Annotated in this window: 11 protein-coding genes; 9 read left to right on the top strand and 2 right to left on the bottom strand. The window is 34.8% G+C overall.

From position 1 onward, the window contains the following. The 3 genes from AABL85_RS00405 (at position 1) to AABL85_RS00395 (ending at position 2419) form a co-directional block, all read left to right on the top strand. A complete protein-coding gene (locus AABL85_RS00405; protein WP_286414708.1) occupies positions 1-228 on the top strand; it encodes a hypothetical protein in 228 nt (75 codons plus the stop codon). Then, a complete protein-coding gene (locus AABL85_RS00400) occupies positions 212-1036 on the top strand; it encodes a mechanosensitive ion channel family protein (protein WP_286414705.1) in 825 nt (274 codons plus the stop codon). The genes AABL85_RS00405 and AABL85_RS00400 overlap by 17 nt, the downstream gene beginning before the upstream one ends. 372 nt (positions 1037-1408) lie before the next feature. After that, complete coding sequence (locus AABL85_RS00395) at positions 1409-2419, top strand: hypothetical protein (RefSeq protein ID WP_341308802.1); 1011 nt, start codon at positions 1409-1411, stop codon at positions 2417-2419. Between the two features lie 393 nt (positions 2420-2812). On the opposite strand, the gene AABL85_RS00390 is transcribed toward AABL85_RS00395, so the two are convergent. Next, on the bottom strand, positions 2813-3640 hold the full coding sequence (locus tag AABL85_RS00390) for a universal stress protein (protein WP_286414696.1): 828 nt from the start codon (positions 3638-3640) through the stop codon (positions 2813-2815). A 170-nt stretch (positions 3641-3810) separates the two neighbouring features. Here AABL85_RS00390 and rimP point away from each other — a divergent pair, with 170 nt between their 5' ends. The 4 genes from rimP (at position 3811) to AABL85_RS00370 (ending at position 9368) form a co-directional block, all read left to right on the top strand. Then, positions 3811-4278 (top strand): ribosome assembly cofactor RimP, encoded by a 468-nt coding sequence (gene rimP, locus AABL85_RS00385; RefSeq protein ID WP_286414694.1) that lies wholly within the window; start codon positions 3811-3813, stop codon positions 4276-4278. 14 nt (positions 4279-4292) lie between these two features. Beyond that, positions 4293-5531, top strand: a complete 1239-nt coding sequence (gene nusA / locus AABL85_RS00380; protein WP_006257671.1) for a transcription termination factor NusA — start codon at positions 4293-4295, stop codon at positions 5529-5531. Between the two features lie 45 nt (positions 5532-5576). Further along, positions 5577-8573 carry a translation initiation factor IF-2 gene (infB, locus tag AABL85_RS00375; protein ID WP_286414693.1) on the top strand — a complete coding sequence of 999 codons (2997 nt, stop codon included), beginning with the start codon at positions 5577-5579 and terminating at the stop codon, positions 8571-8573. A 123-nt stretch (positions 8574-8696) separates the two neighbouring features. Continuing rightward, positions 8697-9368: a zinc metallopeptidase gene (locus AABL85_RS00370; protein WP_286414692.1), complete on the top strand. Its 672-nt coding sequence runs from the start codon at positions 8697-8699 to the stop codon at positions 9366-9368. 33 nt (positions 9369-9401) lie between these two features. On the opposite strand, the gene AABL85_RS00365 is transcribed toward AABL85_RS00370, so the two are convergent. Beyond that, positions 9402-10229 (bottom strand): endonuclease/exonuclease/phosphatase family protein, encoded by an 828-nt coding sequence (locus AABL85_RS00365; RefSeq protein WP_341308801.1) that lies wholly within the window; start codon positions 10227-10229, stop codon positions 9402-9404. A 152-nt stretch (positions 10230-10381) separates the two neighbouring features. Between AABL85_RS00365 and AABL85_RS00360 the strand changes: the two genes are divergently transcribed. Next, positions 10382-11341, top strand: a complete 960-nt coding sequence (locus AABL85_RS00360) for a bifunctional riboflavin kinase/FAD synthetase (protein ID WP_341308800.1) — start codon at positions 10382-10384, stop codon at positions 11339-11341. Continuing rightward, positions 11310-12632 carry an HTTM domain-containing protein gene (locus tag AABL85_RS00355; RefSeq protein WP_341308799.1) on the top strand — a complete coding sequence of 441 codons (1323 nt, stop codon included), beginning with the start codon at positions 11310-11312 and terminating at the stop codon, positions 12630-12632. Before AABL85_RS00360 ends, AABL85_RS00355 begins: the two co-directional genes overlap by 32 nt. Positions 12633-12669 lie beyond the last annotated feature (37 nt).

The following is a 12669-nucleotide window of genomic DNA, read 5'->3' as shown; positions in this document are numbered from 1 at the left end:
ATGGATAATCCGTTTAAAAAAATACTTCAAGACGAAAAATTACCAGATTACTTAAAAGATAGGGTAATAGATAATCTCAACTTTATTAAGTTATCACTAGATGTGTCAGAACTTTATACAGTTAAGGTTCCTCAGGCATTAGGTAGTCTGCTAGGGGAAAAAGATGTGAAAAAAGAAAATGAAATAATCAATAAAATTAAAAATAGTAAGGATGATGGAACGTTATAACTTTGAGTATCCTAGCCAAATGATAAACTCTGTAATGAGCTCGTTATTACAAGGATTGATAGGATTTGTTTTTTTAGTAGGCTATATTTTAATTTCTTGGTTAATAATTAAGGTATGTTCTTATGTGTTAAAGAAGCTGTTTAAAGTTATTCGCTTAGAGAAAATACAAAATCTATTAAGTGAAAATGACTTTTTGAATAAGGTGAATATTAAGATCAGTGTGTCTGATATTCTAATCTTCTTTGTAAAAGTGTTTTTAATCTTCTTAATGGTAGTAGTAGGAGCTGAGTTATTTGGTCTAGCTATTGTCTCTCGTGAGATTGGAAACCTGATGTCGTATATTCCTAAAGTGTTTGTAGCACTACTGATCTTCGTAGGAGGATTGTATTTTGCTACATGGGTAAAGAAAGCTATTGTAGAAGTGCTAAAGGCTGTTGACTTTAGTGGAGCACGTATGATAGGGAATATATTATTCTATCTAATCTTAGTTTTTGTGTTCATCACTACATTAAATCAGATGGGTATAAACACAGATATTATTACTAACAATATCTCTATTATCGTAGGAGCTATCCTATTGACTGTAGCATTATCATTAGGATTAGGAGCTAAAGATGTGGTGACTAGATTATTGTTCTCTTTTTACGCTCGTAAGAATCTAGAATTAGGACAGCTAGTACGTATCGACGGACTAGAAGGATATGTGATTTCTATAGATAATATCTACTTGTGTCTATTAGTAGAAGGGAAGAAACACTACTTGCCAATAGCTAAAGTATCAGAGAGTCATATCGAGATAATAAAATAAACTATAAGTAGCAGTAGAGCTATGTAGTTGTAAGAAAAGGCGAATGTTCTATAGAGCATTCGCCTTTTTTATACCCTTTAGTTGAGGAGTGTTATTTAGATATAAGTTATCTTATAATATAATTATCTGTCATACGTTGTGTTGATTTGTTTTTTAGGGAGTTGTATTTATGTTGAGACTGTTTGCTGAAAGCTAGTGGGGGATATATTTTTCATTATTTCAGTAGTTTTTTTTAATAGAATGTGTAGTGCTTATTTGTTATTTAGATAATATGTTAGTTTTACTATCCTTTTTGTTATTTATAATGTAATAATTGTATCGGGTGTGTTATATGTTGTGTTTGTTAATTAATTTTAACATAAAATTATTGCTATGAAAAAGTTTTTATTGTTTGCAGGTATTCTTGCATTTATGGGGTGTTCATCAGATGATTCTAATAGTGGAAATACTGATGGAGGACAGGCTGTGTTGCCTCCTACTACTAAAAATGTACTTTTAGTGGGACATGATTACATGTCGCAGATAGATATTCGTACTGGAGAGGTTCGTGATATAGATGTTAAAGGAGCTCACTTTGAATTCCCTTACTATGACGAGGGTAGTAAGAAGCTTTATGATTTGACACAAAATGAAATTTTGACATTGGACTTTAGTTCTAATTCCAATTCTAAGAATGTATTCAAGAGAGAGTTTACTCCTGGTTTTGTAGAGTATATGGAAGGGAATACATTATTAGACAACAGTGGTAACTTATGGACTTATTTTTATAGAGGGTATGAACATGGTGAATATAGTAGTTTCTATAAGATTAATCTGACTGAGGCGACTAATAGAATAGAGAATGGTAGTCAGCAGTTAAATAAACTACTAAGCACAGATAAGAAGAGCATTTTCTCATACACATTTAACAATAAGAAAGATAAATTGTATGCTTTGTTAAGAGAAATGACAGGGGAAAATACAGCTAAATATTCTCTGCTAGTCTTAAATCCGAATGATTTAGAGGATTATGATGAGAATACAGCGCAAAAGACAATTGCATTACCAACTTCATTTGGAAGTGATAAGAATGGGTATGGCTTTTTTGTAGATAAGAATGAGAATGTCGTATTTATTACTTCAAGTAATAAATTAGTTCAATTCGATCTTATGACTAGAAAAGAAACACTATTGTATCAGTTCTCAGATGCATTTATAGGGGATGTTGTTTACGAGAAGAAAACTCACAATATCTATTATTTAGAGTTAGATAAGGACAGAAAGAAATATGTTAGATTAGTGATTGTGAACTTGGATAATAAGGCATCTGTCGTAAAAGAATTAAAGTTTAAGAATCAAGAAGAAATAGAGCTTACTTCATTGTTAATGGTTGATCCATTTTAATATAAAGTAGGATTGTTATGATAGGTAAAGTAAGGAATAGTTAGGTGATTAATCGCCTAACTATTTTTTTATTCTTTTTCAGCTCTTTTTGACTAGATATGGAGTTTGTGACCTCGGTTGCGCTTTTTGTTTTATTATGAAGGGTTGAAGTTATTATAGTGTATTGATTTTTAATGATGTATTGTATCTGGGCTTGGGGTTCTTCGGGTATTCTAGGGGTTTTCTTCGAGTTTACTTGCCCAGAGAGGGGTTTTCTCGAAGGAAACTGCAAGGATACTCGAAGGGATGTACTAGGAACTAAAAGCAAAGAAGATAGTAAATGAGTAAAATAGGAGAAATAAAAAAGCTGATTGCTATTCGCAATCAGCTTTTTATATTATATAAGGATAGTGCTTAGTCTATCTTGATAGTCAATACTGAGATAGGAGAGTGATTTACTAGATCTTCACTGATACTTCCGTTGAAGAAATGAGCTAATCCTGTACGTCCATGTGTAGCGATCGTGATTAGGTCTGCATTTGTTTTCTTAGAGAAGTTAAGAATTCCTTTTTCTACTGTTAGATCATTATAGATAGACAAGTCGTATTCTGTGTCTGTGATGTCTTCTAAGAAGTCTTCTAATACTTGTTCTGCTACATGTGTAGGTTTAAAACTATTAGGGGTGTTTACCATCAGCAGGTGTAACTTCGTGTCGAACATCTGGTGTAGACGTAGAATCTTCTTAAAAGGCTCTTTCATATTATCAGTAAAGTCAGACGCGAAGACAAGATCATTTACATTGAAGTTATCACCTTCTCCTTTAATTACTAATACTGGCGCGTCAGATGTTCTTACTACTTTCTGGGTGTTAGAACCTACGAAGTACTCTTTCGCTCCACTCACTCCATGAGATCCCATTACGATAAGGTCTACTTTATTAGTCTCTGCAGTTTTGGTTACTCCATAGGCAGTTCTTTCTAAGATAAGACTAGTAGATACTTTTACGCCTTCGAATAGGTTAGATAAAGCTAACTCTCTAAGTTTTTCTTCAGCAGCGTTTTTAAAGAACATTACTTCGGGTGCAGGAGTACCTTTGTTGATACTATCATTTCCTTGTTGTGGCAAGTCCAAGATGTGTAATAGTAGTATTTCTGCATCTCCTTTTTTAGCTATACAAGCAGCTACCTTGATAGCGTTATAAGCTTGTGTAGAAAAATCTGTTGGGACTAGTATTTTTTTCATAGTGATATTTGTTGTTTTATTTCGATTTAATTACATGATTTAAAGTTAAGAATATAATTATCAATAGGCAAAAGTTTTATTTGTAATAAAAAAATTAATATCTTTGCACAGTTATTTATTAAAAAAGTTAAATAATGAGGGGACAAAGTAGTCCCCTCTTTTTATAGCATATGACATTAAAAAGTAAAGTACAAGAATTAATAGATAAGGCTTTAGAAGAGCATACATCTATATTTATTATAGATTTTACGGTGTCTGCTGACAATAAAATCACTCTAACTATAGATGGTGATGAAGGTGTGACATTACAAGATTGTATAAATTTTAGTAGAGCTATAGAGCATAATTTAGATAGAGAAGAGCAAGATTTCTCACTAGAGGTAGCATCAGCAGGTGCAACAGCGCCTTTAAAATTACTTCGTCAATACCATAAGAACATTGGTAGAAAACTGAAAGTAGTGACGCTAGATCAAGAGAAATACGAGGCTACTCTAGATAATGTGATCGATAATCAGATTGTCCTAAAGTGGAAGGCTAGAGAGCCTAAAGCTGTAGGAAAAGGGAAGGTAACAGTAGAAAAAGAAGCTGTGATTCCTTTTGAGAATATTAAAGAAGCGAATGTTATAATTTCATTTTAAAATAAAAAAAGCACATGGAGAATAGAGATTTAGTAGATTCATTCTCAGAATTTAAAGACGAAAAAGATATTGAGCGTGTAACGCTGATGGCCATCTTAGAAGATGTATTTAGAAATGCATTGAAAAAAAGATTTGGTAACGATGATAACTTTGATATCATTGTTAATCCAGATAAAGGAGATTGCCAGATATTCAGAAACCGTGTAGTAGTAAATGATGGAGAAGTAGAGAATGATAACTATGAAATTTCATTATCTCAAGCACGCAAGATCGAACCAGATTTTGAAGTAGGAGAAGAAGTTTCAGAAGAGGTTAAATTAGAGGAGTTAGGAAGACGTGCTATTTTAGCATTGCGCCAAAACTTAAACTCTAAAGTGACTGAGCACGATAATACTACTTTATACAAACAGTTCAAAGATATTATTGGAGAAGTTTATTCAGCAGAAGTGCACCACATCCGCCCAAAAGTTGTAATTTTGATGGATGAGGAAGGAAATGAAATCGTTTTACCAAAAGATAAACAGATTCCATCTGACTTCTTTAGAAAAGGTGATACTGTAAAAGGAATCATCGAAGCAGTAGAATTAAAAGGATCTAAACCTCAAATCATCATGTCTAGAACTGCTACTGAGTTCTTAGAAAGATTATTCGAGCAAGAAATTCCTGAGATCGCTGATGGACATATCACGATTAAGAAAGTGGTACGTATCCCTGGAGAAAAAGCAAAAGTGGCAGTAGATACTTTTGATGATCGTATCGATCCAGTAGGAGCGTGTGTAGGTATGAAAGGATCTCGTATCCATGGTATCGTTCGCGAATTAGGAAATGAGAATATAGATGTAATTAATTTTACTAATAATACAGAGTTATTCGTTAAGCGTGCTTTAGCACCTGCTAACGTAAATAAAGTAGTTCTGAATGAAGAGACTAAAAAAGCAAATGTTTATTTAGCTCTAGAAGAGGTATCACGTGCGATAGGACGTGGTGGACAAAACATCAAATTAGCTGGTATGTTAACTGGATATGATATTGATGTTATGCGTGAATTAAACCCAGAAGACGATGACGTAGAATTAAAAGAATTCAAAGACGAAATCGATGAGTGGGTAATTGAAGAATTTGCAAGAATCGGTTTAGATACGGCTAAGAGCGTTTTAAGCCTAAGTGTTGAAGAGTTAATGAAACGTACTGATCTTGAAGATGAAACAATTGAGAATGTACTTAGAATCTTGAAAGAAGAATTCGAGGATTAATTACAAGTTAACAACACAACACATTTAATACACTAAAAGGATAATATGTCTGAAGAAAGAGCAATAAGAATTAATAAAGTTTTAAGGGAATTGAATATTTCTCTCGATAGAGCCGTTGACTTTTTAAAAGGAAAAGGTTTCGATATCGACGCAACACCTAATGCTAAAATTTCTGATCAAGAATATAGTGTTTTGTGTAAACAATTTTCTGCTGATAAAGGTAAGAAAGAGGCATCTATTGAAGTAAGTGAAGAGAAAAAGAAAGAGAAAGAGGCCTTGAAAATTGAGCGTGATAAAGAATTAGAGGAGAAGAAAAAACAAGAGGAAGCACGTATTAAACGTGAACAAGAAATTATCCGAGCTAAAGCTGAAGAAATTGCAGCTATTAAAACTGTGGGTAAAATTGACCTTGAGCCTAAAAAAACTAAAGCTTCTTCAGACGATTCTAATAAAGAAAATAAATCTTTTGAAAAAGATGCCAAAGCTCCTGCTAAAGTGAGTAAGCAAAAACAAGCTAATGAGGTTATAGAGGATAAGAAAGAGACTGTCGCTAAACCTGTAGTTGATAAGGAAGCATCTAAAGTAACGAACTCAAATAAACAAGTGGAAGCTAAAAAAGAGGTGGAAAAACCAAAACAGAAAGAATCTGTAGCAGGAAGTAAGGATGCTTCATCTAACAAAGTGGATTCTAAAAAAGTAGAGTCTAACAATGCAGAAGAGGCTGCTAAAACAGAAGACAATGCAGGAGAGGAGATAATTAAAACTAATTATCAAAAACTGTCAGGAACTACTTTTACTGGACAGACTATCGATTTATCTCAATTCGATAAGCCTAAAAAGAAAAAAGAAGAGCCTAAAAAAGGTGGTAACAACGCTGGTAACAATGCGAAACCAGGTGCCGGTAATGCCGCTAATAAGAATAAGAGAAAACGTATAGCTAAACCAGGTACTGCTGAAGGTGGTAATACTACTAATAACAATAGCAATAATGCTAATGGTGGTAATAACAACAACAATAACAGAAACCAAGGTGGCGGGCAAAGAAATAACAACAATAATAACAATGCTGGTGGAAACAAATTTGGTAATAGAAACCAAAGACGTAACCAACAAGCTCCTGTAGTTAAGGCTGAGCCAACAGAAGAAGAAGTTAAAAACCAAATCAAGGAGACTCTAGAACGTCTTCAAGGTAAAGGTAATAAGTCTAAATCTGCTAAATACCGTCGTGATAAACGTGATGTACACCGTAAGAAAACGGATGACGAACAAAAAGCATTAGAAGCTGGAAGTAAAATATTAAAAGTTACTGAGTTCGTTACTGTAGGTGAGATCGCTACTATGATGGATGTGCCTATTACTAAAGTTATCGGTACATGTATGTCATTAGGTATCATGGTAACAATGAATCAACGTCTAGATGCTGAGACATTGACTATCGTGGCAGACGAGTTCGGATATGAAGTAGACTTTACTACTGCAGCTATTGAAGAGGCTATCGAAGAAACTCCAGATAGACCAGAAGATTTACAATCTCGTGCTCCTATCGTTACTGTAATGGGACACGTTGACCACGGTAAGACATCGTTACTTGACTACGTTCGTAAAGCTAACGTTATCGCTGGTGAGTCTGGAGGTATTACTCAGCACATCGGTGCTTATGGGGTAACTTTAGAAAATGGTCAAAAGATTACTTTCTTAGATACACCAGGTCACGAGGCGTTTACTGCGATGCGTGCACGTGGTGCGCAAGTAACGGATATCGTTATTATCGTAATCGCTGCGGATGATGACATCATGCCACAAACGAAAGAGGCTATTAGCCACGCTCAAGCGGCAGGTGTACCTATTATCTTCGCGATCAATAAGGTAGATAAGCCAACGGCTAACCCTGATAAAATTAAAGAAAAGTTAGCATCTATGAACTTGCTAGTAGAAGAGTGGGGTGGTACTTACCAATCTCAAGATATCTCTGCTAAACAAGGTATTGGTATGACTGAATTACTTGAGAAAGTATTATTAGAAGCTGAAATGTTAGAGCTGAAAGCTAACCCAGATAAGTTAGCAGTAGGTACTGTAGTAGAGGCATTCTTAGATAAAGGTAGAGGATATGTATCTACTGTATTAGTACAAGCTGGTACTCTTCGCGTAGGAGATTATTTATTAGCAGGATGTAACCATGGTAAAGTACGTGCTATGCACGATGAGCGTGGTAAGTCTATTAAAGTAGCTGGTCCTTCAACTCCAATCTCTGTATTAGGTCTTGATGGTGCGCCAACTGCGGGTGATAAATTCAACGTATTCGAAGAAGAAAAAGAAGCAAAACAAATTGCATCTAAACGTACTCAGCTGATCCGTGAACAATCTGTACGTGCTCAACGTCATATTACGTTAGCAGAGATTGGACGTCGTATTGCATTAGGAGATTTCAAAGAGTTGAACATTATCTTAAAAGGGGACGTGGATGGTTCTGTTGAGGCATTATCTGATTCATTCTCTAAATTATCTACAGAAGAAATTCAAATCAACATTATCCACAAAGGAGTTGGTGCGATTACAGAATCTGACGTATTGTTAGCATCTGCTTCTGACGCGATCATTATCGGATTTAACGTTCGTCCTATGGCATCTGCTAAAGTATTAGCTGATAAAGAAGAGATCGATATCCGTAACTATTCAATCATCTATGCTGCTATCGATGACCTTAAAGATGCAATGGAAGGTATGTTATCTCCAGAGCTTAAAGAAGAGGTTACTGGTACTGCTGAGATCCGTGAGTTGTTCAAAATCTCTAAAGTGGGAACTATCGCTGGATGTATGGTTACAGATGGTAAGATATTCCGTAGCTCTAGAATCCGCTTAATCCGTGAAGGTGTAGTAATCTACACTGGAGAGTTAACTGCTCTTAAACGTTTCAAAGATGACGTTAAAGAAGTTTCTAAAGGATATGATTGTGGTATTCAGATTAAAAACTACAACGACATTAAGGAGTATGACGTAATCGAAGCTTTCCAAGAAGTAGAGGTTAAAAAGAAACTTAAATAGTATAAAATATAGTTAATAAGAGAGGGTTACGGTTATGTAACCCTTTTTTTTATGTCAAAATGTCTTATTTTTAGTTTGGCTTATAATTTGTAGATTTAAGTAAAAAAAGAAAAACGTCTAAGTATGATTTGGATTTTTATGATTGCGATAATGGGTGCTAGTTGGTTAGTAGGTTATCGCTTAAAAAGTAAATTTGAGAAATATTCTAAAGTACAACTTCAGAATGGGATGAGTGGTGCTGAGATAGCACAGAAGATGTTGTTTGATCATGGGATCAGAGACGTAAGAGTTATTTCTACTCCTGGTAGACTTACCGATCACTATAATCCAATGGATAAAACAGTCAACTTAAGTGAGGCTGTGTATAACGAACGCAATGCTGCGGCTGCAGCTGTTGCTGCCCATGAGGTGGGACACGCAGTACAACACGCTGAGGCATATCACTGGCTGACTATGCGTTCTAAGTTAGTTCCTATTGTTAGTTTTTCGTCTAATATTGTGACATGGGTATTGTTAGGAGGGGTGTTAATGATTAATACATTTCCGCAGTTGTTATTAATAGGGATTATTTTGTTTGCGATGACTACTATATTCTCTTTTGTAACGTTGCCTGTAGAATACGATGCTAGTAATCGAGCATTAAAATGGTTACAAGCAAAGAATATAGTGACTCAAGGTGAATTCGCTGGAGCTAAGGACTCGCTGAAATGGGCTGCACGTACGTATGTAGTGGCTGCAATAAGTTCGCTAGGTACGTTACTGTATTATGTAATGATTTATATGAATAGAAGATAATAAAGAAGACCTCTGCTAAAGGGGTCTTTTTGGTTATAATATATTCAATGTGATAATTAGAGGGATGTGATCTGACACTTTTCTAGCCATATTTATTTCTTCAAAGTCTTCAAAGAAATAGATAGGTTTAGCACTGATTAGCTCATTCTTATCAGGGTGATAAAAGATGTTATCATACTCTGAAGCTAGACAGTCACCTTTAAGACATTTCTGTCTAAGGCTCGTCTTCTGTGTAGAGAAGCTAGGTAGATATCCTTGTTTTTTTAAAGGATTAAATACACTATGAGTTTCACTTAAATTAAAGTCTCCTAAGAAGATAAGGTTGTGCTCAGGATAGAGTTCTGGAAAGAATTTGAGGTACTTGATTTCTTTCTCAGGCTGATGTTTAGTGGGTAGTGCATGTAGGCTACTTATCGTTATTTCTTTTCCTTTATAAATAAATGTTGCCATATAAGGTTCTCTTTCTATTTCTTCTTGATAAGTTGGCTCTAGGAACGGTTTGCCTTTTAGCTTGACTTTACTAGTTTTCCATAGGTAAGCATAGCGTTCTGATCGGTATGGAGAGCTAACAGTAGGTTCGCTTATCGCATAGTCCCATTTGGCTCCTGAAGATCTGTTTAATTCTTCATGTATTTTTGCGATAGTTTGTGCTCCTGTAGGATTAGTAACTATTTCTTGTATGGCTACGATGTCAGTTTGTTTAATCGTTTTAGCGATGTATTCTATATTTTCTTGAGACTTACTCTTTCCTACGTTAAGTAAATTCCAAGTCATTATTTTGACTTGGGCATTCATTGAGAAAGGTATAAAAAGAATGATTATACATAAAGTTAAGGCTTTTAAAAATCTAGTGTTAGGCATATTGAATTTTGTTAAAAGGCGTTAGATTATAGTCATTTTATAAAGAGGCATTTATAAAAATGACGTATTTTTACGCAGTTTTATTATCTACCCATCCATTGACGGATAAAGGGGGACAAAAATAGTAATGTAACTGATATAAACTTTAAAAATTGAAAACATTTTCTTCTATAGCTGATTTTAATTGCGATAAAAAAGTAGTTGCTACATTAGGTACTTTTGATGGCGTACACGTAGGGCATCAGATGATTATCAAAAAGCTTGTTGATTCTGCTAAAGCTAATGGTGGCGAGAGTTTGGTGTTGACCTTCTTTCCTCATCCTCGCATGGTTTTAAAGCAGGATAACAGTATTCGATTACTGAATACTATAGAAGAGAAGAAAGAGCTTTTAAAAGGCTTAGGATTAGATAATCTAGTCATTCAAAAGTTTGACTTAGAGTTTGCTCAGTTATCAGCAGAAGAGTTTGTGAAACAGGTATTAGTAGATAAATTTAATATCTCTAAAATTATCATTGGTTATGACCATCGCTTCGGAAAGAATAGAACGGCTGATATTCATGATTTAAAAGCATTCGGTGAGAAATATGGCTTTGAAGTAGAAGAAATCTCTGCTCAAGAGATAGATCACGTGTCTATTAGTTCTACTAAGATACGCGTAGCTCTAGAAGAAGAAGGCAATATGATGCTGGCGAATGAGTTCTTAGGGTATGAGTATTATTTCTCTGGTACAGTAGTACACGGTAAGAAATTAGGTCGTAAGCTAGGTTTCCCAACAGCGAATATCGTTGTGGACGAAGATTATAAATTGATTCCTGAGAACGGCGTTTATGTGGTAGAATCTGAGTTAAATGGAGTGAAAGTAATGGGAATGATGAGTGTAGGTATTAATCCTACCTTTGCAGACCACCCTTATACGATAGAAGTAAATTATTTAGATTGGGATGGTGATTTATACGACCAAAAGTTAAAAGTTCGTATCTTAGACAGAATAAGAGATGAATTAAAATTTAGTGGACTTGATGAGTTAGTCGCAAAGTTAAAAGATGACGAACGCGTGACTCGAGAGTTCTTCAGTCGTTATGAAGGAAAAACTGTACCGTCAGATAGATAATTCTCCGTTAATTATCTTTCGTATATTCTTTGGTTTCTTGTTCGCTTGTGAGTCATTCGGTGCGATTGCTACAGGTTGGGTAAGAGATAATCTAGTAGATGTAAAGATTACATTTTCTCATATCTATATGGAGTTTCTACAATTGCTAGTAGGGCCTCAGATGTATGCCTATTTTTTTGTGATGGGTTGTGTGTCAGTGGCTGTCATGCTGGGATACCGATATAAGTGGACTATGCCACTATTAACGATATTATGGGCAGGTGCTTATTTTATACAGAAGACATCTTATAATAATCACTACTATATGCTATTAGTGATCTGTGTGTATATGTGCTTCGTACCTGCTAATCGATATGCCTCTCTTGATGTAAAAAGTAATAGAGTAGCAGAAGAATACTCCATGCCTTATTACATCTCTTGGCTATTTATCTTTCAGGTATTTATGCTTTATATTTATGGTACGGTAGCTAAGTTCTATCCTGATTGGTTAGATGGTACGTTTACAAAGTTGATGTATCAAGGAGCTAATATTCCTGAGGTATTTAAACAGGTATTTACACAGGATTGGTTCTATGTCTCTATTGCTTATTTAGGGATTATATTTGATGGGTTAGTAGTGTTCTTATTGTTGTATAAACGCACACGTACTTTAGCCGTTATAGCCTCATTGGTATTTCACTTGTTTAATTCTATAACCTTACATATCGGTATATTTCCTTATTTTGCTTTGAGTTTTGCTGTGTTCTTCTATGAACCAGAGCAAGTGAGAAGTTGGTTCTTTAAGAAGAAAACTTCTTTAGATGAGGATACTTTAAAAGAGGAACAAGTAGTAGCAAGACATTTCTCTCCTCAAGTGAAATATTTCTTATTGGTATTTATGTTTGTACAATTAGTACTTCCTTTGAGACATTATTTTATTAAGGGTGATGTATTGTGGACAGATGAAGGACATCGTCTTAGCTGGCGTATGATGCTTAGATCGAGGGGTGGTTATACGAATTATATCGTAGAGAATAAAAAGACAGGGGATAGAAAGTATTACGATATAGAGGATGTATTAACAAATAAACAGATGGCTCGCCTATCTTCTCCAGATATGATCTGGCAGATGGCACAATATATCAAAAAAGAATATGAAGCAAAAGGAGAGGACGTAGCAGTATATGCTGAAAGTTACGTGTCCATCAATCAACGTGACTTAAGTCAATTCGTAGATCCTAAAGTGGACTTAGGAGCTGTAGGTTGGAATTATTTTACGCACTGTGAGTGGATATTAGAAAAGCCTTTCTAGAATAAGAAATAGAAAAAACGCATACTGATCAGTATGC

Source organism: Myroides odoratimimus (assembly GCF_038039805.1).
In the GTDB taxonomy this organism is placed as follows: domain Bacteria; phylum Bacteroidota; class Bacteroidia; order Flavobacteriales; family Flavobacteriaceae; genus Flavobacterium; species Flavobacterium odoratimimum_B.
The sequence above is the reverse complement of the archived record's forward strand: the minus strand, read 5'-3'. Positions and strand labels throughout refer to the sequence as shown.